At 50.6% G+C, this 22,718-nt stretch carries 21 protein-coding genes and 2 pseudogenes; 8 read left to right on the forward strand and 15 right to left on the reverse strand.

What is annotated here, in order from left to right; all coding sequences use genetic code 11:
* Nucleotide 1: 1 nt before the first annotated feature.
* A complete protein-coding gene (locus tag GN241_01525; GenBank protein XAT56157.1) occupies nt 2-796 on the reverse strand; it encodes an arylmalonate decarboxylase in 795 nt (264 codons plus the stop codon).
* On the reverse strand, nt 796-1,938 hold the full coding sequence (locus tag GN241_01530; protein ID XAT56158.1) for a M24 family metallopeptidase: 1,143 nt from the start codon (nt 1,936-1,938) through the stop codon (nt 796-798). Before GN241_01530 ends, GN241_01525 begins: the two co-directional genes overlap by 1 nt.
* Nucleotides 1,939-2,828: 890 nt before the next feature.
* Here GN241_01530 and GN241_01535 point away from each other — a divergent pair.
* Nucleotides 2,829-3,172 (forward strand): annotated as a pseudogene (locus GN241_01535) (nuclear transport factor 2 family protein).
* A gap of 753 nt (nt 3,173-3,925) precedes the next feature.
* On the opposite strand, the gene GN241_01540 reads toward GN241_01535, so the two are convergent.
* Entirely contained in the window at nt 3,926-4,684 is a 759-nt protein-coding gene (locus GN241_01540; protein XAT56159.1) for a TSUP family transporter, read from the reverse strand.
* 482 nt (nt 4,685-5,166) lie between these two features.
* Here GN241_01540 and GN241_01545 point away from each other — a divergent pair, with 482 nt between their 5' ends.
* From GN241_01545 to GN241_01560, 4 genes are all read left to right on the forward strand, one after another.
* Nucleotides 5,167-6,765 carry a phosphoenolpyruvate carboxykinase gene (locus GN241_01545; protein ID XAT56160.1) on the forward strand — a complete coding sequence of 533 codons (1,599 nt, stop codon included), beginning with the start codon at nt 5,167-5,169 and terminating at the stop codon, nt 6,763-6,765.
* 304 nt (nt 6,766-7,069) lie between these two features.
* Nucleotides 7,070-7,501: a cyclic nucleotide-binding domain-containing protein gene (locus GN241_01550; protein XAT56161.1), complete on the forward strand. Its 432-nt coding sequence runs from the start codon at nt 7,070-7,072 to the stop codon at nt 7,499-7,501.
* A gap of 275 nt (nt 7,502-7,776) precedes the next feature.
* A complete protein-coding gene (locus GN241_01555) occupies nt 7,777-8,223 on the forward strand; it encodes a DUF4396 domain-containing protein (GenBank protein ID XAT56162.1) in 447 nt (148 codons plus the stop codon).
* 174 nt (nt 8,224-8,397) lie between these two features.
* Nucleotides 8,398-8,778 (forward strand): hypothetical protein, encoded by a 381-nt coding sequence (locus GN241_01560; GenBank protein XAT56163.1) that lies wholly within the window; start codon nt 8,398-8,400, stop codon nt 8,776-8,778.
* Nucleotides 8,779-8,784: 6 nt separating this feature from the next.
* Here GN241_01560 and GN241_01565 read toward each other — a convergent pair whose 3' ends face one another.
* On the reverse strand, nt 8,785-10,500 hold the full coding sequence (locus tag GN241_01565) for a hypothetical protein (GenBank protein ID XAT56164.1): 1,716 nt from the start codon (nt 10,498-10,500) through the stop codon (nt 8,785-8,787).
* 284 nt (nt 10,501-10,784) lie between these two features.
* Between GN241_01565 and GN241_01570 the strand changes: the two genes are divergently transcribed.
* On the forward strand, nt 10,785-11,039 hold the full coding sequence (locus GN241_01570) for a hypothetical protein (protein ID XAT56165.1): 255 nt from the start codon (nt 10,785-10,787) through the stop codon (nt 11,037-11,039).
* Between the two features lie 6 nt (nt 11,040-11,045).
* On the opposite strand, the gene GN241_01575 is transcribed toward GN241_01570, so the two are convergent.
* The 11 genes and pseudogenes from GN241_01575 to GN241_01625 all read right to left on the reverse strand — a co-directional run bounded on the left by GN241_01575 (nt 11,046) and on the right by GN241_01625 (nt 21,117).
* Nucleotides 11,046-12,077, reverse strand: a complete 1,032-nt coding sequence (locus GN241_01575; GenBank protein XAT56166.1) for an AbrB family transcriptional regulator — start codon at nt 12,075-12,077, stop codon at nt 11,046-11,048.
* Nucleotides 12,078-12,197: 120 nt separating this feature from the next.
* On the reverse strand, nt 12,198-13,232 hold the full coding sequence (locus tag GN241_01580) for an ABC transporter substrate-binding protein (GenBank protein ID XAT56167.1): 1,035 nt from the start codon (nt 13,230-13,232) through the stop codon (nt 12,198-12,200).
* A complete protein-coding gene (locus GN241_01585) occupies nt 13,202-13,576 on the reverse strand; it encodes a hypothetical protein (protein XAT56168.1) in 375 nt (124 codons plus the stop codon). The genes GN241_01580 and GN241_01585 overlap by 31 nt, the downstream gene beginning before the upstream one ends.
* Nucleotides 13,573-14,589 carry a HAMP domain-containing protein gene (locus GN241_01590; protein ID XAT56169.1) on the reverse strand — a complete coding sequence of 339 codons (1,017 nt, stop codon included), beginning with the start codon at nt 14,587-14,589 and terminating at the stop codon, nt 13,573-13,575. Before GN241_01590 ends, GN241_01585 begins: the two co-directional genes overlap by 4 nt.
* Nucleotides 14,586-15,251, reverse strand: a complete 666-nt coding sequence (locus tag GN241_01595) for a response regulator (GenBank protein ID XAT56170.1) — start codon at nt 15,249-15,251, stop codon at nt 14,586-14,588. The genes GN241_01590 and GN241_01595 overlap by 4 nt, the downstream gene beginning before the upstream one ends.
* A 159-nt stretch (nt 15,252-15,410) precedes the next feature.
* Nucleotides 15,411-16,925 carry a tripartite tricarboxylate transporter permease gene (locus GN241_01600; GenBank protein XAT56171.1) on the reverse strand — a complete coding sequence of 505 codons (1,515 nt, stop codon included), beginning with the start codon at nt 16,923-16,925 and terminating at the stop codon, nt 15,411-15,413.
* A 1-nt stretch (nt 16,926) separates the two neighbouring features.
* Nucleotides 16,927-17,418 carry a tripartite tricarboxylate transporter TctB family protein gene (locus tag GN241_01605; GenBank protein ID XAT56172.1) on the reverse strand — a complete coding sequence of 164 codons (492 nt, stop codon included), beginning with the start codon at nt 17,416-17,418 and terminating at the stop codon, nt 16,927-16,929.
* Between the two features lie 81 nt (nt 17,419-17,499).
* On the reverse strand, nt 17,500-18,480 hold the full coding sequence (locus tag GN241_01610; protein ID XAT56173.1) for a tripartite tricarboxylate transporter substrate binding protein: 981 nt from the start codon (nt 18,478-18,480) through the stop codon (nt 17,500-17,502).
* A 288-nt stretch (nt 18,481-18,768) separates the two neighbouring features.
* The gene (locus GN241_01615; protein XAT56174.1) at nt 18,769-19,428 is read right to left on the reverse strand and encodes a transaldolase; all 660 of its coding nucleotides are present in this window, start codon (nt 19,426-19,428) and stop codon (nt 18,769-18,771) included.
* Between the two features lie 216 nt (nt 19,429-19,644).
* Nucleotides 19,645-20,004 carry a YigZ family protein gene (locus GN241_01620; GenBank protein ID XAT56175.1) on the reverse strand — a complete coding sequence of 120 codons (360 nt, stop codon included), beginning with the start codon at nt 20,002-20,004 and terminating at the stop codon, nt 19,645-19,647.
* 91 nt (nt 20,005-20,095) lie between these two features.
* Nucleotides 20,096-21,117: pseudogene (locus GN241_01625) on the reverse strand (LacI family DNA-binding transcriptional regulator).
* 304 nt (nt 21,118-21,421) lie between these two features.
* On the opposite strand from GN241_01625, the gene GN241_01630 reads away from it, so the two are divergent.
* Complete coding sequence (locus tag GN241_01630; GenBank protein XAT56176.1) at nt 21,422-22,411, forward strand: alcohol dehydrogenase catalytic domain-containing protein; 990 nt, start codon at nt 21,422-21,424, stop codon at nt 22,409-22,411.
* Nucleotides 22,412-22,426: 15 nt separating this feature from the next.
* Nucleotides 22,427-22,717, forward strand: a complete 291-nt coding sequence (locus GN241_01635) for a flagellar biosynthesis protein FlgA (protein ID XAT56177.1) — start codon at nt 22,427-22,429, stop codon at nt 22,715-22,717.
* Nucleotide 22,718: the final 1 nt, after the last annotated feature.

Raw genomic sequence — 22,718 nt, forward strand, 5'->3', positions numbered from 1 at the left:
ATCACGTTGTTTGGGCCAGATGGGATCCGGAATATTGAAATATTTGTCCAAAACCGGACAACTTGTCCATGATCCCCGCGCGCCGCAAACAAGACCAGAATTGCGCTTGGTTTGAGGTGATCACGGGTTTTCCAATCGCATCTTCTATTTCTTGTACAACTTCCAAGGCCCGGATGCCGCCACAGCTGAGAAAAACAGCATCGGCATCAGGGCGGTCTAGCTCTTGCGCAAATTGCTTCCAATAGGCGGGTGTCACTTGGCCAAATTCGATTCCGGTGGTGAGGTTCAACCCCTGAATATCCAGAAGGTCAAAGCCTTTTTGCAACAAAAACTCGGCTTCTGAGGTGTTGATTTCATCCAGATAAGGAGTGCCCACCACAATTTTCTGGGCGCCAATTTCGCGCAAGGCATCCACCACGCCTGTTACAATGCACATGGGCTGGGCCCAAGGCGCGCCCAGTTTAATCTGACGAAAAACATGTTCTTCACCGCACACGATTGAGCCGGAGGTGCAGCTATAGCTGATCACCTCTGGTTTTACATCGGGCTGAAGGCGCGCGGCGGCCTCGGCCATATGATCAATATGGCGCGCGAGCGTTTCCGTGGTGGTGTAATCCTCGGTTTTCAGGCGGGTGATATGCACAGCCACGCCAGCGGGCACCATATCATAAAAATCGGCCTCGGCAGCAAGATCGGTCGACATTAGAATAAAGCCCAGTTTTGCCCGAGGATGGCGCCCTTTATTCAGCTCAGGCTGCCGTTTTTGTGAACATACGGTGTCGCCGGATCGAAACATTATAAAATCACATCCTGCACGGCTTTGGTATGTTGCGTCAGCGGCTCCCAGCCATCCTCCGTCACGATCACGCTATCCCCAACTTGGGCCCTGAAGGTTTCAACTGAGACCGATCCATCAATCGCCAAAACCATACCGGGCTGGATAATCGTTTTATCTCCGGTCACAAGCTGCGGCGTTTCCAGAAAGCTGAAGCCGGTCGCGCGCCCACACCGGAAAGGATAGTTATAGCCGGCCTCTTGGATGACATTGGCATATTCGGCGTGAATGCTTTCTGCGGTGACGCCGGGGCGCAGCGCGTTCAGCGCGGCTTTTTGGCTGGCCACCGCCACTTCATATACGGCGATTTGATCTTTTGGCGCATCGCCAATCCAGAAGGTGCGATCAAAGCCCAGCTTGAAGCGATGAAAATTTGTCATACCGCAAAAACAGAGGAATACGGGATCACCTTTATGCATAATCCGGGTTGAGGCGCGGTGGTGGGTTTTGATAATGGAGTCGCCCGAAGCCATGATTTGCAGAAAATGGGTGTTGGGCGACATATCTGTATCAGCGTAATGCCGCGTCAGCAGATCTGCGGCTTTGCGCGTTCCCGCTTGCGAGGTTGCGATCGCCACTTCGAATTCTGGCACCCCATCTGCAATCGCGCCCCGCCCCGCCACCATCATCGCTGTGGCCACTTCGCCTGCGTGACGGGCAAGTTGCAGCTCTTCAGGCGATTTGATCATGCGCATGGCGCTGAGCAGAGGCGTTGCATTGTCTAATCTCTGTGTATCAATCACTTCGCTCACATAGGCGCGCACCATTGGCGGCATATGATCCGGTTCGACGGCTATCGTTGTGGTGTTTCTGATCGCTTTGGGCAATTCTTCGCGCCATTCATTGCCCATCCCATCGTTCCAAGGGGCAATTCGGTCGACCTGGGCCGCCGATTGCGCGGCGTTTAAATCAATCGTTGGTGTGATCAAAATGACGGGGCCATTTTGGGGAACGACCAATATGGTCGGGCGCCCAAACTCCATATGCAAATAATCATAATAACCGGTGAGATAATAAACATTATCCTCATCTGTTATAAGTGCCAAATCAATATTTTTTTCCGCCAATTTATTTTGAAACAGGGTCAATCGATTACGAAACATAGGCGCATCCTTTTCAAGGTCGAGAGCATGCGGGGTTTTGGCCGGTTTTTATACCAGACCACAGTGATACGTTAATTACTGAAACGGTGGTTTGGAAGTAAAAAATTTTCCTTAATTATTATCGCTGACTTTTGGAGAAATCACCAAATGCTGCTGAGATGCCGCATGAGAAATCAAAGCCATCTTTATACCCGCTCACGTCTTGCTAGCAGAATCTGATTTTAATCAGTACTCTGCCCTAGTTGTGCAATATTCGCGCAAAGCGCTTGCTGGTTAATAGCGCCCGCCCCCTTCGTGGTCTGCGCCATTTGCCGTAGGATTATTGGTTTCAGTGCTCACGCCGCGCGCAATTGCGCCGTGCAATTGGCGACAGCGATGCCAGCTTAGGCTAGGCCCTGTTTCCGTGCGGCTTGGTCAACTTTATAGTCAACGATCACGCTCGCGTTCTTTTTTGTGCGCTGGGCGGAAAGCAGATCGCAAGCGTCAAGCATGCGTATCAATGCGATTTCAAAGCAACCTGTAGGCTGCAAATGGGTTTGCGCCGGCCAGATTTCGACCCTCTCGGGATCGCCAAAATATCCTGACATCCAAGGGTTGATCAAACAGTCTAATGCTAACCCGAGTATCGACGCTTGCAACATCAAAGGCAGGCTGCATAATCAACCCAACAGATGAACCAGAGCCTCTATAGCTCAAGCCGACCTTATGTCCCAATTTATTTGACGACGGACATCGCCGACAATAGGTTCTTCCTTTGGCCATTGCTAATCGAAAAGTTTCAGACAAGTGTCGCAGAGAGTTTTGTAAAAGTGAAGATTAGTTCATTAATTCAATTAAAAGCTGAGAATATTTAAGAATCATGCGATACAAAGGAATTACAAGTGGATAATATTTTTTACTTAAACTTTGCAAAAAACTGGGAGAGCGACTGGAACGGCCACAACATAGAAAACATAGTTGGGCATTATCGTGAAGATATTTTTTTCGCTCTAATAAGGCAATCCCAATCATGGGAAAAGCTGAAATTAGGGGTATTGTTGCGCTAAGAAAATATTGGTCCCGTGCCCTTGAAAATCAACCTGATCTACACTTTAAAGTCTTAGATATATTTTCTGGAGTAGACATGATGGTGATTACCTATGTGAATCATAATGAAGTGAAAGCTGCCGAAACACTTCATTTTGATGAGAACGCCATGGTCGTCATGGCATCTGCATGTCATTCGCTGAAATGAATAATCAATCTCTTGCGGTCGACGGCGCGAGCTTTGTCTCCCGCCACGCTAGAACACATTTTTGGCTAATCGTTGTTATCACATTTTGCTGTGGATTTTCACGATCATCCCAATCTCTTCTTTCCGTTATTATGGAGCCTTTACATAGGGCCGGCACTGCAGGAATAATCTTGAGCTCCTCTGCGCTTCCAATGATCGCGGCAGCATATGTCTAAAACCATGGTTTCAATTTCGCCGTGCAGATACAGATCAAAGCGGTCAGCATCGGCGCCAGCTTTTTGAACGATTAGCGTTTGAGCGCGTTGTTTTGCATGGATTTAGCAGAGCAGCGCCTCGCTGTAATTATCGTCATTTTTCAAAATAAATCGCGGCAGAGATACCGCGTGATACAATACACAGGGGGCAATCTGCGGCGCTTGTAAACGGCCATCGCGCAGGCTGAGCGCGCCCGCTCTTATGCTGGCCAGGTCAACGCGCCGCTTTGTACGTTTGTGGTAAAGCGGCAAAACCCCAGAAGCAGAGGATTTGGGTTGATTTGCAGCTTCTGATTAGAACATTCCATCATTCTCAACGCGGGCATTCTCAACGCGGCTCTCTGCTATTTCTTTGCATACCTCCGGTTCGATGGCCCCGCATAGTAAGCCCCCTATCTTTCAGATGCGCGTTCGGGCCTATAGGGCGCCTGCCAGACCGAGTTGGATGCCAAAGCGCAAAGGATAATCCGGATCCGTGCGGCTATTGCCCCTTTTGGGTTTAGCTCAAGCCGATGTGGATCCCATCCCATATCAATTTCAAAGAAATGATCATCAAAGCCCAAGTCACAAGTTTAAAGAAAAGCAATTCCGGGATTCGTTGCACCAGCTTGACGCCAATAAACACCGCCATCGATGCGGGCAGCATCAGATAAAATGACATGAAGACGCTATCCAGGTTCACTTGCCCTAGCCACAAATAGGGGATCAGCTTAATCAGGTTGCAATAGCTGAACGCAATCACCGAAGTGCCGACGAAGATAGATTTTGGCAAGTTCAAAGGCAAAGTGAATATCTGCCAAGGCGGTCCGCCATTATGGCTGATAAAGCTGGTAAATCCCGCAATAGTGCACCAGAAATAGCCCGAAGCTTTTTGAATGGGCTGCGTGGCCTGAGCTTTTTGCTTGGGTTCCACAAGCAGTTTCAGGGCAAATACAGCCCCCATCAGGCCAATCAAGGCGGTTACCATCCATTCAATAACCAAATGCGCGGTTAAGCCGCCGATCAAAACGCCAAGGCTCATCGCGATTACGGCGATTTTAAGCACTTGCTTGTTGTAATCTCGCCTATAAGCAGCCAAAGCAAACACGTCGGACACGATATATACCGGCAATAATAAGCCCGCGGCCGCAATCGGTGACATGATCAGCGCCAAGCTTGGCACCGCTAAAGCCGCGACGACCGGCAAGCCACCCTTGCCAAGCCCGACAAACACCGCGGCTAAGGTGGCAAGGCCCCAAAACATCAGGCTGGACTCCATGTTAAAACCCCTGCGGGCTTGGATCAGCCTCAGCCGCAAGGGCTGATTTTATGGCCCTTGGCGTGATTGCAAAAAAAGGTTGGATGAGATGCGGCGCGCGCATTGCGGGTAATCCCTATAATTTTGCGGTATTTTGGGTGGTGTAATGTGTCTTTTGCATGGCGCGTTGTGACCCAAAAATTGATTGGAATGCAAGCTGCTTGATTGCACGCGCGGGCAAGGCAAGATTTTGCTGCATTCAGAAGCCGGAATGATTCGCTTGCTCTGCCCCCTTGATAGAAAGTCACATTTTTAAGCGCTTTTTCGGCTGACTTTCTGCAGAGTTGCATGAATTTTCTGCAGATCAACGGTTAGTATTCAAGGTGATTGCGCTAACACCAATGTGTTTGCGCTAACGCTTTAAATCGCAGCTTCCGTTGGGTGAAGCGATGGTGTTAGGAACCTGTATAGCGCAACACTGCAGCCCCATTAGGAGAGCGAGAATGAACCACGGTCGGGTAAATAATAACAACACGTTAGAGCAACAGGGTATCACTGGGCTTGGCGCTGTTTATTATAACCTTCAAGAACCCGCCTTGATGGAATTTGCTGTCTCAGCCGGAGAGGGGCAGTTGGGCCAAGGTGGCAGTTTATTGGTGTCGACGGGGAAATTTACGGGGCGCAGCCCGAAAGATAAATTTGTGGTCCGTACGGCGAATGTGATTGATAAAATTTGGTGGGATAACAACCCGCCAATGGAACCCGAAAAATTCGATTTGCTCTATCAAGATATGCGTCAGCACATGCAGGGCGGGCGCTATTATGTGCAAGACCTGTTTGCCGGCGCGGATCCCGAGCATCGGCTGGATGTGCGCGTTGTCAGCGAATTGGCCTGGCACAACCTGTTCATTCGCCATTTATTACGCCGGCCGGCGCTGGAAGAGCTTGACCGTTTCACACCAGAATGGACGGTGATCAATTGCCCAAGCTTTAAGGCAGATCCACAGCGCCATGGTTGCCGCAGCGAAACCGTGGTCGTGCTAAATTTTGAGCAGAACGTTATTTTGATCGGCGGCACCGAATATGCGGGTGAAAACAAAAAATCAGTATTCACCTTGCTGAATTATCTTTTGCCAGAAAAAGGCGTGATGTCGATGCATTGCTCGGCAAACCACGCGGTGGGTAATCCGGAAGAAACAGCGGTGTTTTTCGGCTTGTCGGGAACCGGAAAAACAACGCTTTCTACGGATTCAAATCGGGTTCTGATTGGAGATGATGAGCATGGATGGTCGGCGCGTGGTACCTTCAATATTGAAGGTGGCTGCTATGCAAAAACCATTGATCTAACCCCCGAATCCGAACCTGATATCTATGCGACCACGCAAAAATTTGCCACAGTGATCGAAAATATGGTCTTTGATGACGAGACCAAAGAGCTCGATTTTAAAGACAGTTCACTGACGCCGAATATGCGCTGTTCCTACCCGTTAAACTATATTTCAAACGCGTCGGAAACAGGGCTGGGCGGCTATCCAAAAAATATTATTATGCTGACCTGCGATGCGTTTGGCGTTCTTCCGCCGATTTCAAAGCTGGCGCCGGCGCAGGCGATGTATCACTTTTTATCGGGTTTTACGTCGAAAATTGCGGGTACAGAGCGGGGTGTCACCGAGCCTGAGCCTACATTTTCAACCTGTTTTGGCGCCCCATTCATGCCGCTGCGCCCAGAAGTTTATGGCAAGCTTTTGCAAGTTAAAATCGCCAATCATGGATCCCATTGCTGGCTTTTGAACACGGGTTGGACTGGCGGTGGCTATGGGGTTGGATCACGAATGCCAATCAAATCCACGCGGGCGCTGTTGACCGCGGCTCTTGACGGTAGCTTGCTCGATGCACCCTTTCGAAAGGATCCGAATTTTAGCTTTGAAGTGCCGATGTTGGCGCAGGGCGTTGACAGCGGCCTGCTGGATCCGCGCAGCACCTGGGCCGATCAAGAGGCCTATGATCAACAAGCCCAAAAATTGGTTAATATGTTCTCGGATAATTTCGCAAAATTCGTACCCTTTATTGATGATGATGTGCGTGCCGCCTCAATCAGTTAAAGAATAAGCAAACCTTATCGGTCAGTTGCGCGCCCGCGTCTGCGGGCCCGCACCGGGTTGCCTCAGTACCTAAGCCATTGTTCCCATCTGTGGTAATTTCCATCCCTTGGTTGATCGATGCCGCATTCTCGGGCCCGCTAGGTGTTGATCCGCTAAAGTATCAATCAAGCGGCGTGAATGCCTTTAAAATATAAAGGTGCTTTTTGTGGCCATGGTTTTTTTGCAGCGCCCGCATCTGCAAAAAACAAACGCCGTTGTGCATATTGCGCCAAGGCGCTAAAAAACTGCTGCGCTAACGTATGATATGTTTTTGGAGCTACCCATTATGGCATCACAGCAGGAACTACCCGCAGGGGCCACGATTTATGAGGCGGGCGATGTTTCAAAAGGCGCTTACCTGATTCAGTCTGGAAAAGTGGATTTGATGACGGCCGAAAATTTTCGGCTGGTCACTTTGGGCGCCGGTGAGATGTTTGGCGAATTGGGTTTGGTGATTGATGACTTTCGCAGCGTGACCGCCGTAACGCGCACCGAATGCACGCTGATTTTAATTCCCAAAAAAACGCTTGAAAAAAAGTTTAAAACTGCCGATCCGGCCATTCGGGGAATTTTCAGATCGGTGGGTATTCGCTTGCGCGAAGCCAATCGCCAAAAAGATGAACTGCGGCAAGCGCTTGATCGCGTACAAAAAAACAACATTCGGCTTGAACAAGAGCTAGAGCGGTATAAACGCTAAATTTAATGAATATTCTGGGCCTTTTATGCGCTGGTTGCCACGTGTCAGCGGCCAAAATAAAGAGGCAGAAATGTTTAGTGTTTTGTGCCGAGCGCCGCTTCGATCTATTTGGTTAAGCCTGATCGCTTGTATCGTTGCGATGTGTAAAGACTTTTGGTGGTCTTATCTGTTTTTGTTCCCCGAATAAGAAGTATAGAGTATAAGACAAACAGACCGCGATGCGTGCAGCATTCCCTTTTATACTTTTCCCGTCGTATCCTTAGGGTGAAAAAATCATGAATGCCATCGTTCAGAAATTAAATATCAGTTGGTCATGTATACCAACATGGCGCAAAGCGTCTTTTAATACGCTTTGGTGCCTATTGGGATGCTCTATTGGCGATCTTGGAACGATTTTCTATTTTCAGGTGACAGGCATCGACTGGCCCGTGTTTAACATAATGCTTTTGGCAATCATAAACGGCATTTTGACGTCAATCCTGTTGGAAACAATAATTCTGGCGCGCCAGATGCCGTTTAATCTGGCCTTAAAGACCGCGGCGGGCATGTCATTGATTTCTATGGTGGCCATGGAAGCCGCGATGAACCTGGTGGATGTGGCGATTACTGGTGGCGCAAAACTTACCCTTTTCGTGGTGCCGATTATGCTTTTGGCCGGCTTTTTGGCCCCTTTGCCCTATAATTATTGGCGGCTCAAAGCGCTGGGGAAATCCTGTCATTAGAAATTTTTATGGGCTGTTTTCTGGGCTTAAATTCAGCGCCGATAGGATCGGGTGATAAGCTCTGCGCGGGCCTGTTGTGGCTGCGATAAGAAATTCCTTAAAGATTTTCGAGATTTGCCGTAAACTAGACATTGGGCAATGGCTTCATTGCGCCTATCAAAATAGGGCTGCGAAATGGCAGATGGGTTAGGATCGGTTGGTCAACGGCTCTCCAATGCGTTGGGGCGGCTTCAGCAATCTGAGGCTGGTCAGTCGGGAAAACCCGCGCAACCGCTGCAGCAAGCTGCTGCGGGCCCGCTTAAATCAGTGCTGGTCAATGTGAAAGCCCAAGCGGCGCAGGCTGCAATGCGTGCATCGCCCGACGCGGCGGCCGCGGGCCATAAATCCGCCATTGGGCAACGCCTGTCTTCAGCTTTGGGCAGATTGAAAACTGAAAGCGAAGAAGTGGCCAAATTGCGCGCAGATAATTCTGGCGCAACGGATACCAGTTCGGTCAGTGTTCAAATTAGCTCGGCCGCGCGGCAAAAATATTCTGAAGATATAATTATCCAGTAAACGGGGTTATACAGTTTCGACAATTGCCGGATCTGCTATGTCGGCGCGGGTCACAAAATACATCTGCATATCGCCCTTGCCTTTGACGAAGGTGATTGGGCGTTTGATGAATGTCAAATCGGGTGCATTGGCCAAGGCCAGATAGGTTTTCTGATCTATGTTGATGGATTGCGGTTCAGAATAACTTTCCATCCGTGCGGCGGTATTTACTGCATCTCCAAATAGATCGAATAGGTATTTTGTTTGACCGACAATACCAGCCACTGAATCGCCCGACGCAATGCCAAGCCGCAAGTGCCACTCTAGTTCATTCTGCTGGTTGCGGTTTTCTAAAAACGCAATCATCCGCAGAGCAATTGAAATCAAATTGCGCTGTGGCGACTGCGCTGAGCGTTCAAGCCCGCTGACGCACATATACGCATCCCCGATCGTTTTGATCCGTTCGGAGGCATGGCTTTCGGTAATCCGATCAAATTCGCTGAAAATTTCGTTAAGTTCTTCAATCAACTTCGTGGCCGATATTTCTTGGGATATTTTTGTAAACCCAACAAAATCTGTGAACATAACCGAAATATTTTCTAAGCTGCGTGGTTCGGAAAAGCCCTTTTCTTTCAGATCATTGATCACATATTTGGGCAGAATATTTGCCAGCAACGCGTCTGATTTTTTGCGCTCAAGGTTGATTTGCGCCGTGCGGTTTAGAATTTGGCTTTCCAAATTGTTCACATAGGCCAAAAATCCAGCAATGATAAAAACCCCAAAGACAGGAAAGATCATAACCGAAGCGGGAACAATCGCGGCAAAGGAAAAAAACGCAAGTGCTCCAACCGCTAGAGCGAGCCCAAGTTTTGCCATAAAGCGCGCCCGTTGCAGCGAAGCGATGCTTTTGAAATTGAGCGTCTGCAGCAGATAAAGCCCGAGATAAAGAGCGATAAACCCAATCGCATTGCTCCAACAGCTTTGAAGGAACTGGGCCAGATTTGCGGCGGTTAACAATGCGTATATGATGTAAAAATTTGCGTTTATAGCATAAATCAGTAGCAATACATGCGCTAAAAAAACCTGCGATTTCTGCATCGAAACGCCGCGATTATGCCATGCATATAGCCCTAAAAAGATTAAAAAACTTCCGGTAGAAACCGAAAAAAGAAAGAGATCCGGCGTTAAGCGCACCTCGAGCGCCCGCAGCAGCGCAACCGGGTTGAAGAGCGGCAGATCTAAATCAGCTTGAAGCGTGAAGATGAACAGAGGCGGATAGGCCAAGGTGCTTAAAATCGTGCCCGAGCAGATTAGAAAGCTGCGGCTGTTGCGCTGATCGCCTGGCCTGGTGATTTCCAGAAACACCGTTGAGAGCAGGTAAATCACCAGCGAAAAAATATACCCACAGATGCTATAGGCAATAATCGGCCCAATATCACCAGGTCGGTTTGCCAACGTGATCGCCGCTGAAACGCAAATCAAAAAGATGAAAATATGCGAGAGCGATAATCCCCAAAGAAACCGTTCAACCGGGCGGCGCTGCATATTTTGCATGGGGTTCAAAATGGCTAAAATTGCGGCCACGCTGATCGCGCCGAGCGAGCCGTTTATGTCAAATATATTCAAGAAAGACACATCCGGTTTTGACAGAAAATAGCCGCTTATAGCCAGCGGAATAAGGCCCATCATAAAGGCTTGAACGGCCAAAAATATTGGGGGTTTGGGGCGGCTCATTCGCGGCATATATCCTTGATGCGTGATCTTCTTTGAGCCAAGATTGCCCGAAATTTTTTGGTTGGGATACCCTGATTTGATATTTTTAAATGATAGGGCTCGGCTCAAGGCAATGTAAAATCTTCTGCTCACGCTTTTTGACCAGCTGGGGGCGGTAATCCTGAAAAAACGCTGTGCGACGCTTGCCGCGATTTCCCCATAGGGGTAACCTTTCAGTCAGAGTAAGCTGTGGCGAAGCAGCTGAAACATGGGCAGAAAAATGGTGCCACCGATCTGCATAAGGATATGATGAAATGAAATGGGTGATCGCGATTATAGGAACCTTGCTTATTATCGGCGGTATGTTGTCGATTCTTTTGGGGTTTTCCAGTCAGGAAGATAAGATCGTCGGGTATGGTTTTACGGTGGCGGTGGCAGGTGTTTTATTTCTGGCCGTGGTGCGCATTTTGGATTTGCTTGAGCAAATGCTTGCCGAGTTGAAAACGTCGCGCCAAATTTTGCAATTTGCCAATCCAAAGGCCGAACGCTTGCTAGAAGAAGAACCATGATGTGGCCTAGCGCCGCGGCTTGACCAGGCCTAGGGCTGGAAGCAGAAGCGTCAGAATCATCAATCTCCAAACGTGATGGCCCGCGACAAAGGCAGGGTTTAAACCCATTTCCGCAGCGATAGCGGCCATCGCCTCGACTCCGCCCGGGGCGAAAGAAACAAGCAAGATTGCCAGATCAAGATCCAGAAAAGCTGCAGCGGATAGACTGCCCAGAGCTGCCACCACGATAGACAGGCAGGTGAGGAACAAGCCCGCAAAAAAAGCTGATTTTAACATTGAGGGCTGGATGCCATTAAAGCGGCTGCCGATTAACGCGCCCAATGCGATCAATGCGGCCGCCTCCAGCGGGTCTGCTAAGCGGCCATCAACCAAGCTGCTCAATTGGCCAAGGCTTGATATCACCAATCCGCCAAGCAAAAATCCTGCTGGCAAGCGCATATGTTGAAAAACGCGCCCAATTCCCAGTGCCAGCATCGCCAGCGTCAGGGTTTCTTTGAAGTTAAGCGTCGGCAGGGGCGCGGCGGCAAAATTTGGCGCGGCAAAGAACATGGCAAGAATGGCTGGCACCCCTAAGCTGAGAAACAGAACGCGAATGCTTTGTACAACCGCAACCACGGATGTGTTTGCGGCCACATCCTCGGAATAGGCCAGCACGAAGCTTAAATGCCCTGGAAGCGCGCATAGGCTGGCCGTTGCCCAGTCAAATCCGAACAGCCGATACAGCCCCCAGCGGCATAAAAGGGTCGTGCAAACCACGCTTACGGCCAAAATGCTAAAACTGAGCGGCCAAGCAAGCGCTGCGCGCATCGCATCGGGGGTTACAGTACAACCAATCACAATGCCCAAAAGTGTGAAGCACAGGGGTTTAAGCGGGCCGAGAAGTTGCATGCGCAACCCCAGCAAACCAGCGCAGCTGACCAGCACCGCCGGCCCTGTCAGCATGGGCACTGGAAAGCCAATGACGTGAAAGATAACAGCGCCGACAAGGCCAATGAGCAAGGTTAAGAGCGTTCTATAAATATGCGATGCGTTTTGCAAAATAAGGGCTGCTTTCAGAAAATGAGTCGGATGTGGGTTTGGTTTGCATGCGGCGCGCTGGATCGCGGAAAAGGAAGCCTGTTTTTTGAATAGGGTTGTCGTGCCTGCGCAAAATATGGGTTAATTTTGGATCAATGCCGCATCCCATTCGCTTAGGAAACTTTGCTTTTTCAAACGGTCTAGAAAAACCAGTAACCCGGAATCAAGCCGGATCGGTTTGCGATTGGCAAGCTGGGCGATATCCGAATTGTTCAAAGCGGGTAATTTGGCTTTTTGGTCCAAAATGCTTTGCCCGTCATCACTGATCAGAAAATTCAAAAAAGCTTGCCCGCTGCTAAAGTTTTGCGCCGTATTTGGGATCACGGCGGTGCGCAACAAGATATGCGTATAATCCTGCAAGGTTATAACTTTTGCATTGCTGCCCGCAGGTAGCGTGGCGTTGGCATAGCTGCCCAATACGTTATAGGCCAGCGCCAACTCTCCTGTATTTACCGCACGGATCATATGGCTGGTACAGCAATAGAGTTTTGTGCCCACGCGGCCCATCACTTCGGCCAAACGCCAAAACGTATCTGACTGGCGGGCATCTTGGGTGGAAAACAAATACCCAGCCCCCGAAATGTGCGGGTCATAGGCACCGATGCGGTTTTGGAAAACTGTTGGGTTATTGCGGATTAGGGCTAATAAATCGCGCCGGGTTTTTGGTGGCTCTAAATCGGCAAAGTCGCGGCGCGACACAAGCAAAGCCACCGGTTCAAGGGCAAAGCCGAACACCTCATGCCGCCAGCGGGCCCAGGCCGGAACATTTTTGGTTTCTACATTTGGCACCGTTCGGGTGAACCCGTCATTGGCCAATTTGATTTGTAGGTCCATGGCGGAAGAGATCACCAGATCAAATTTTTGTTTTTCCTCTGCGATCGCTTTGTAAATTTCGCTGGTTGACGCGGTGACATAGGTGATTGAGAATTTTGGGTTCCGGTTAAGAAATTCTGAAATCACGGGTTGAAACCGGTCCAGATCGGTTGAAGATAAGATGCGCAGTTGGGCGGGGCTTTGGGCATCTCCAAAGCGCGTGCTCAGTTCGATTTCAAAGCTGAAAGCGCTGGATGCAAGCGCGCATAGGCCTAACAGGCAGGTAATCGTAAAACGGCGCATGCGCCAGCTCCTTTGTTGTTTGTGAGCGCCAATTCCCCGCCCATCGCGGTGCAAATTTCCGATGTGATTGCCAAGCCCAAGCCTGATCCAATCACATCATCAACGTTGCTGCCGCGGCGAAAGCGGTTATTCAAGCTGCACATATCAAGCCCCTTTATCCCGCGGCCCTGATCTGTGATGGCGATGGTTGCAAACTCTTTGCGCCGCTCGGCGCTTATAGTGACCTGCATATCAGGATCTGAATATTTGATTGCGTTATCCAACAGATTGCGCAGCGCCACCTCTATCAAAACACGATCGCCCATCACCCAAAGCGGTTGGCTGTCATCAATATCGATATTCAACGTGATATCTTTAAGATCGGCGGTGGGGCCATGCTAGAGAGCACATGGGTTAAAATGAGTGGCAGATCTAGGCGGTCTTTTTGGGCTTGCTCATTGCGGTACAGCACAAGCGCATGATCCAGCAATTGGCTGGCCGATCGGATACTTTCATCAACCGAGGTGATGACGTTGTGCAAATGTTTGCGAGTGTCTGGATCAACCGATTTGCGCAACACCAATTGGCTTTCTGATTTCACCAAGGAGAGGGGCGTGCGAATATGATGTGCGGCCTCTGCGATAAAGGTCTCGGTTTGCCCCAACGTGCTGCGAAGGCGTCCAATAAAGCCATTTAAAGAGGTGAGCAAAGGCGCCAATTCCGGGGGAGTCGGGTGTTTCACATCGCGCAAGTCATGCGGGCCCCGGCGGCTGACAGCTCCGGCCAAAAGGTTGATCGGACGCAAAAAAGACGTGGTCACCAAAAGTGCCATGAAAATCGCAAAGCCAAAGAAGCTGAGCCCAATGATCGAGGCATTGCGCGATATTTCGCGCAGAATAGCTTCTTGAAACAATTGTGTTTGGGCCACGGTAACGCGCAGCATTTTTGCCTGACCATCGATCAAAAAGCTTTGTATGATGGTGGCTTGGCGCACGTGTTCGCCCTTGAAGCTTTGCGAGGTTAGGAGGGGGCGATCCGAAAGCGGGCCATCCATCAAAGGCGCTAAATCCTCATATCCGGTTAAAAACACGCCATCTAGATCAACGCGATAATAGACTTTGTCTTGGCTGATCGCGCCGAGCATGGTGAAAATATCATAAGGAAGATCAATATCAACATTGCTGTCACGGGATCTGGTTTGCTGCAAGATTGAGCTAACGGCTGTGGAGAGCAAGGCATCTTGGGTGGCTTGTACCGCCTGTTTGGTGACTTGGCGCATGGTGACGAATAAGAGGATAGAAATGATCACGGCGGTGACCACAAGCGGCAATAAAAGCCGCCATCGCAAGGATAAAGGGTATCGCAATCGCGTGTTCATGCGATAACCAATTTATACCCAAGGCCGCGAATTGTTTCTATACTCGCTTCGCACCCGGTCAGTTTTTTGCGAATACGCCCAATATACACTTCGATCGCATTTTCGGTTACCGCCTCAGAAATTGTGAGCAACCGGTCGGTGAGTTGATCTTTGGTGAAAATAATCTGCGGGGCATTCATAAATATTTCTAGCAAACGCAATTCCCGGTTGCGCAGCATATGCTGCCCGAGCGGAGTGCGCAATTCTGCCGTGAGCGGGTTTAAGGTGATGTCACCAACGGTTAATTCTGTTTGCTGAGTACCTATATGACGGCGCAACACCGCGCGGCACCGGGCTTCTAATTCCACAAAATCAAATGGTTTTATAATATAATCATCCGCCCCAATATCGAGTAAATCGACCCTGTTCGACACTTCGGAGCGTGCCGTCATCACGATGACTGGCATCATGATTTTGCGTCGTCGCAATCGGCGGAGAAAGTCGCCGCCATTGCCATCTGGCAGCATAATATCCAAGAGGGCGATATCGTAATGTGTGACCGCCAACAGCTCTTCTGCGATTTCTAAAGAACCTGCAATATCGCTTCCATGCCCGCCTAAGATAAAATGCTCTGCCAGCGATTCCGCTAGTTTTTGCGTGTCTTCGACAATCAAGACTTTCATTCTATTCGCATCGCCTCGGGTTGGTGTCTGGCGCTGGATCAAACGTTAACCAGCTGTGGGCATTTGTCAAAATCAAATGAGCTGGCAAAATATGCGTGCTGCCTGGTTACAGAAAGCATCCGTGCTTGATATGCGAGATGAGCGAAATAGCCTCGGGGCTCAATCTCCATCCGCAATGCCTGCTTTTGCAATGCGCGCGCGCCGAGCTCGATAGCTAGGAATAATAATCAAAATCGCCGCCAAGACCAATAATCCCAGCGTCATCGGGCGCTCCAAAATAAAAGCCATCCCGTCATAAAGCTGCATAGACCTGCTGAAATTATCTTCCAGCATCCGGCCGAGAATAAACCCGATCAGCAACGGCGCCAGCGGATAATTGGCAAAGCGCAGAACCGTGGCGCAGAGTCCTAACCCTACAAGGATTAACAGTTCAGTCGCGTTATTCTGCCCAATATAGCTGCCCATTAGGGTGAAAAACAAAATGAACGGGATCAGATAATTGCGCGGTATCGCAAGGACCTTGGCGATATAGGGAATGAGTGGCAAGTTCAAAACGAGCAGCACCAGATTGCCAATGTACATAGAAATGATCACCGCCCAGAAAATTTGCGGTTCATCCGTCATCAGGCGAGGGCCGGGATTAACGTTTAAAGCCAAAAGGGCTCCAAGCAAGATTGCGGTTGTGCCCGAACCGGGAATACCAAGCGTTAAAAGGGGCACAAAAGAGCCTGTGCAGGCGGCATTATTCGCCGCTTCGGGCGCTGCCAGACCTTTTATAGAACCTTGACCAAATTCGCGGCGTTCTGTTTCCGAGGCCAAATTACGCTCGACCGAATAACCCAGAAAAGAGGCAATTGTAGCCCCTGCGCCAGGCAGAACGCCGATGAAAAAGCCTTGTAGGGATTGCCTTCCGATCACAGGGGCAATGGCGCGGGCCTCCGACTTGTTGATGCGCAGATTTTCAATTTTGGCGCTGTGGCCTTGCGCCGCGCGGCTAGGATTCATGACCAGAAACAAAGCTTCTGGTAGGGCAAAAATAGCCATTGCAAGCGTGATGAAGCTAAAGCCCGATTGTAAATCCATCAGCCCCATTGTGAAGCGTGGCATGTTGAACAGCGCTCCTTCGCCCACGGTTGACATGATGAGCCCCAATATGGTCATCAAAAGCGCCTTTGACACTTGCCCGGAGCCTGCAAAAGCGGCAATCGCTCCCAGGCCGACCACCATTAGCGCAAAATATTCAGCGGAGTGAAACAATAGGGCCACTGAGGAAAGGGCTGGCGCGAAAATCATCAGCAAAATGGCGCCGATCGTGCCGCCGGCAAAGGAAGCAATGGCTGCAATTGTCAACGCTTTACCCGCCATACCGGCCCGGGCCATAGGATAGCCGTCAAAACTGGTGGCGACGGTGCCAGCAACGCCTGGCGCATTCAGCAGAATAGACGATGTTGAGCCGCCGAAAATTGCGCCGTAATACACCCCGGCCAGCAAAATCAGGGCAGCGGAGGGGTCGCCTAAAGTAACGGCAACGGGAATCATGATTGCGATGATCGACATCGGCCCCAATCCTGGCAGCATGCCAATAAAGGTGCCGATCAGACAGCCGCCAATCACCATCAAAAGATTTTTGATGGAAAAAGCGGTTTCTAAACCAATCAGTAAACCTTCTAACATACTAAATTCCCATTAAAAATGCGGGCAGTGGCCGCAAGAATATGCCCAATATTTGCTCGACCAGGTACCAAATGACAAACGTGGCGCTGCCGGTGATCAGAAGTAATTTTATAAAACCGCGTTCGCCAAGTATGATCGAAGACAGGCTTAAAAATCCAATTGTTGATATAAAGAACCCCAAAGGGCGCAGCGTGAAAGCATAAAGCACCATCATCACCAGCATTAAAAAAGCCTGTCCTGAATTGTAATCTTGCAATCTTCGGTAATCGATATCGAGTTTTGTCGCTTCTTTGGCGGGCTTTTCCACACCTAATAAAATACTCAAAGCAATCAATATTGCCAGAACCGATAGGATTTTGGGAAAAGTTGATGGCCAGACTGGATTGCGCTGCATAAATGGCGGCAAGAGGTGGTCCATCAAGAAAAAAGCCGCATAGCCATAGGCCAAAGCAACCCCCAAAATTACTAAGGCGATCCAGCGATCTAAAGCCATCAGCTTCCCTCGTTTGTATCGGTTGTAACAAGAAAAAAATTGGCCCTGGTAAAGGGGCCAATTACGGGGTCGAAACCTGACTTACAGGAAGCCCAGTTTGCGCATTAGATCCCCAATGACGGTTTCCTGGCCTTCCAAAAAGCTGCGGAAGTCATCGCCATTGTTATGAATGTTGACCCAACCGTTGCGCGCACGCACGGCTTCCCATTCGGGCGTGTCATACATTTTACTCAGCGCATCCTGATAGGCTGCAAGCCTATCAGCCGGCAAACCAGGGGCCGCGAAGAATCCCCGCCAATTGACAAAGGCCGTATCGATGCCCTGCTCTTTCATAGTGGGTGCGTCTGCATAGGCATCCACCCGTGCATCAGATGTCACACCAAGAATTTTAACTTCGCCAGCTTCGGCCAAGGCCACGGCTTCGGAAAATCCAGTCGACAGTGCGTTAATTTCCCCTGACAGCAACGCCGCCATCGCATCACCGCCTGCATCATATGGAATGTATTTCACAGCTGTTGGATCTTCGCCGGCCGCTTGCATGACCATCGCCGCAACGAGGTGGTCCATACCGCCGGGTACAGAGCCACCCCCGATGGCTGTATCGCGCGGGTTGGCTTTGTATGCGGCCAGCAGATCATTCATATTGTTCAGCGGGCTGTCTTTGCCCACAACCATTGCTGCATAATCACCAATTGTGCCTGCGACCAATGTCAGATCACGGAAGTTATGCGGGAAAACGCCCGTCAAAGAACGGATCACGATTGGTGTCGAATTGACCATCAACGTGCCGTGGTTTGAATCGGCATTCTCAATCAGATATCCAATGGCTTTTCCGCCACCGCCGCCTGACATATTTTCAAATGATGCAGAGCCAACAAGGCCGGCATTGGTCAGTGCTTCACCTGTGCCGCGTGCCGTACCATCCCAGCCGCCACCTGCGCCACCAGGTATCAAAAAGTGAATGCTGTCTACAACTTGATGTCCGCCTGCCGTTACAGGGCCAGCCAATAAAGCGGCTGACGCCGCTGCGATCAGGGCCCGGCGGCCCAGTTTAATAGTCATTGATATTTCCTCCCATGTTCTTTTGGGCCTCGTTGCCCGAACGCGCGGAGTATTTCGTGTTAACCTGACATGAACCTGACATCTGTGAATTATTTTTGGCAAGCGCGATTTGTAGTTTGGTATGATCTTGCGAAAAATTTCACCTTTGAAACAGTTTTACGCTGGCGGCTCAGCCCGCTTTGAACAGTGTGACATCCGGCTTTACAACGTAAAGACTGTGCAGCGTAGATGATTGCGGTTGCAAGATATTGGAGGGCGATCCTGTTCAAAGGAAAAGGCTGTTGGCCTTTATTTGTTCGATTGGCAGGTGGCCTCGAAGGCGTGATGCGCCTCGGTTGAGTTACTATTGTCGAACAGTGCGCGGGCCAAATCGGGAGATAGCGTTGCGCAGGGGGTGCCGGCCTGCGCAATCTGGCGCAGCATTTCCAGCGATTTGATCGAGGCCGCGAGCACCTCACAGCCGCTGCCCTGACTGATCATGTTCATTGCGTTAAGATGCCCCAAGGCATCGATGCCTTTGGCCTGCATACGTCCAAGATAAGGGGCCAGATAATCTGCCTCAAGCGCGATTGCGGTGAGGCATTGAACCGCATCATAGCAGGCGGTCATCAGGATTTTCCCACCTAAGGCTTTGAGATCTGGCACTTGCGCAATGGCGGGCCGCACAAGTGGAATTTTGATCACGGCGGTGATTTCTTCTTGATGGGCGATGTCGTAAATTTCTCTGGCCCATTTTACATAAGTGCTGGGATCCCCAAACGCTTGCAGATGCAATTCTTGTGCGCCCAGCGCCTTGGCATGCGCCAGCAACCCACGCCAATCTGAGCGCGCATAATCCAGCCCTGCACGTTGCGCCAAGAGGGGGTTGGTTGTGATGCCGTAAAACACCCCAAGCGGCAGGAGCTGAGCCCAATCTTGCGTGTTTGCCGTGTCCAAATAAAGTCGCATTTTCCGTGTTTACCCTAGCCTTTGTTGATTTGCACGTTGATTTAGAATGCGCGGCAACCCAGTTGTTTTGAAATAGCTGTTCGTAACAAACAGCGGGCGCGTTATCTGATATATGGGGATGTTCGCAATTTAAATGCTCACAGGCGAGGCAGAGCAGATTGTCGGGCCGCGCAGAGCTGCAGCGGTCAGTTTTGTTTTTCACGCGGCTTTATATCGTCAGGTTGTGCGGCGGTGGTTAAGATAATGAGTCACGCAATCTTGTATCCGGCGGAAGCGATCGCCGCCCAAAGGCGTGCCCCCGAACCAGCGCGTTACCACAATGACATGATCAACCAGTTCGGCGCGCTCAAGCATGCGCAAGATCACCATGCCCGCGCCGGCTTCCCCATCATCATGCTTTATCGGCCCATCCTCGCGCAGCACTGCGGCCCAACTATTATGGCTGGCTTTGGCGTATTTTTTATTTTTTTTCAGCGCTTTGATTATCAAAAGGGCCTCTTGCTTGGTTTTAACCGGCGCGCCGGATACCGAATATTTTGATCCGCGATCGGTGAGAATGGCATTAAAGATCTGCATCCTCAAACCTTACCCGGGCGCTGCGGTGATGGCCACAGAAGAGGGCGCGCGCGGCAGGATTCTTTGGCCTTCAATGCTCAATTTCTGGGGGCTAATGCGGTTTTACCGGGCCAAGAGTTTGCCGGTTGACGATCCGGGTCTCCAGCAAATGGCTTTCCACGGGGGTTTGGGTTTTCAGCATGGCAATTAGCGATTTTGCGGCGGCAATGCCCATTTCGCGGTGCGGCACATGCACGGTTGTCAGTTCAGGATCAATCAGTTCAGACACTTCAATATCGGCAAACCCCGTAATGGATAAATCCTCTGGAACCGCGAGCCCTAATTGTTTGGCGCGTTTTACCGCGCCCACCGCCAAAACATCATTTCCGCAAATAACCGCAGTTGGGGGGTGGGGTTGGCCAACAATTGGTCTAAGGCTTTTGCCCCTTCTTGAAAGGTATATGCGGCCTCGATCACCTGCAGCGGGGCGGTTTGGGCGCCATAATCTGCGATGGCGTGCTCGATGCCGGTGATGCGATCGCGCGCACGGTCATTATTTCGCGTCAAACCGACGATAACCCCCAAGTTGCGATGCCCAAGCTCTAAGACTTGACGCGTGATTGTTTGCGCGGCGGCCTGGTTGTCAAAGCCGATATAGCAATGCTCGCTGTCTTTTTTATAAGCCCATGCCAAAACATAGGGAATATTGCGGCGCGCTAAGAATTGATAGGTTGCATCGGGCCGCGACTGGCCAATCAATAATAAAGCATCGGCTCCCCGCGCCACGAGAGATCGGATTTGCTCTTCCTCTAACTCAGGGCGATACGAGCAGCTGGCGATAATCAGCGTAATGCCATTTTCGGCCAAAGTTTCCTGAAAAGCCTGCATGCCCCTGGCAAAAATCGCATTTTCCATCGTGGGAATGATTGCCCCGATGGTATTGGTGCGTTTGGCGGCCAAGGCCTGCGCGCCAAAATTGGGCGAATAGCCAAGCGTTTGTATAGCCTGCTGCACTTTCAGGCGGGTCTTTTCCGTGACATGCCCGGAATTGTTCAAACACCGCGAGACGGTGGCTGTTGAAACGGCAGCCAAATCTGCAACATCTTGAAGGGTGGGAAGAGGGGTGTGCGACACAAGCCTGTCTTTCTAAGCTTTGGGCATTTTGTTGAACAGGCTCATCGAAACGCGCCTAGTTGACGGATTTGTCTCATTTTAACGAATTTTCTTATTTCCGTGATAAATTCCAAATTAAGGATTGTAAACCAAAATGTAAGCGCTTACATACGGACCAAATCAAGACTGAATGAGTCGTTGCAGCTGCGCTTCATTGCGCCCATTGTCACTCAAAGGCTTAGATCAGAAAAGTGTAAGCTAGCGGATAAATCGCGGCGCTAAATTCCAAAAGCGTATAATACGCGGCCAATGGGAGGAACGCATCATGAAGGCACTTGTCTATAGGGGCCCAGAGGTTTTGTCGTTCCAGGATATGCCGGATCCGCAGCCCGAACGCGGAGAGGTTTTGATCAAAGTTGCAGGCGTTGGTATTTGTGGCTCGGATATGCATGCATTTTTGGGCCATGATGAACGGCGCCCGGCGCCGCTAATTTTGGGGCATGAAGTGGCGGGCACGATCGCCCAAGGGCCCGAGGCAGGGCGCCGCGTCACGGTGAACCCTTTGGTCTCTTGTGGGACATGCCGCGCCTGCTTAGAGGGCCGCGATAATCTGTGCCCGGATCGCCAGATCATTTCCATGCCACCGCGGCAGGGCGGGTTTGCCGACTATATTTCAATGCCGCTTGAAAATTTGGTCACCGTGCCTGACGGGTTTTCTCTGTTGGCGGCCAGCCTTGCCGAGCCGATCGCCTGCGGCTGGCACGCCGTTCGATTGGCCCGCAAAGCCCTGCATACGGCGCCAGAGCAAGCTCGCGCGCTGGTGCTTGGGGGCGGTGCAATTGGCGTAGGGTCTGCGCTGTGTTTGCAAGCGCAAGGCATATCAAATGTTACTCTGGTGGAACCCAATGATTTGCGCCGCACATATTTGGCTGACAAGCTGTCGGTTACCGTGCTGCACCTTGATGGATTGGCAGAAACAGAGCCGTTTGAGCTGGTGATTGACGGTGTCGGCTTTGTCCAAACCCGCGCGAGCGCTTCGCAAGTGGTACGCCCTGGCGGGGTGATTATGCATATCGGGCTTGGATCCAGCGAAGGTGGCTTGGATATCCGCCGCGCCACCTTGCAAGAGCTTTCATTCATCGGAACATATACCTACACGGCGGCGGATTTCAGAGCCACTGCTGCAGCCATGTTTGCAGGCCAATTGGGCCCGTTAGATTGGTTTGAAACCCGTGCGCTTTCTGCGGGCGCACAAGCTTTTCACGATATCCGCAAAGGTGCCATAAGGGCCCCGAAAATAGTTTTGAAACCCTGATAAAAGGAAACCACAATGTCAGAAATCCCCCATCTTTTGGTTCACGAGCAAGGCGATAGCGTCGGGGTCGTTGTTGTTGAAGGTTTGGAAGCCGGCACCGATATGTTGGTCTGTGTTACGCATGACAATTCAACCTTTCGCTTGACCTCAGAGCAAGCGGCCCCGATTGGCCATAAAATTGCGCTGCAAGATATGACCAAAGGCGATACCGTCTTCAAATATGGCGAAGATATCGGCGTGATGATCGATGATGTTAAAAAAGGCCATCATCTGCACACGCATAATTGTAAAACGAAACGCTGGTAAG

This window comes from Rhodobacteraceae bacterium IMCC1335, assembly GCA_039640495.1.
GTDB lineage: Bacteria > Pseudomonadota > Alphaproteobacteria > Rhodobacterales > Rhodobacteraceae > Thalassovivens.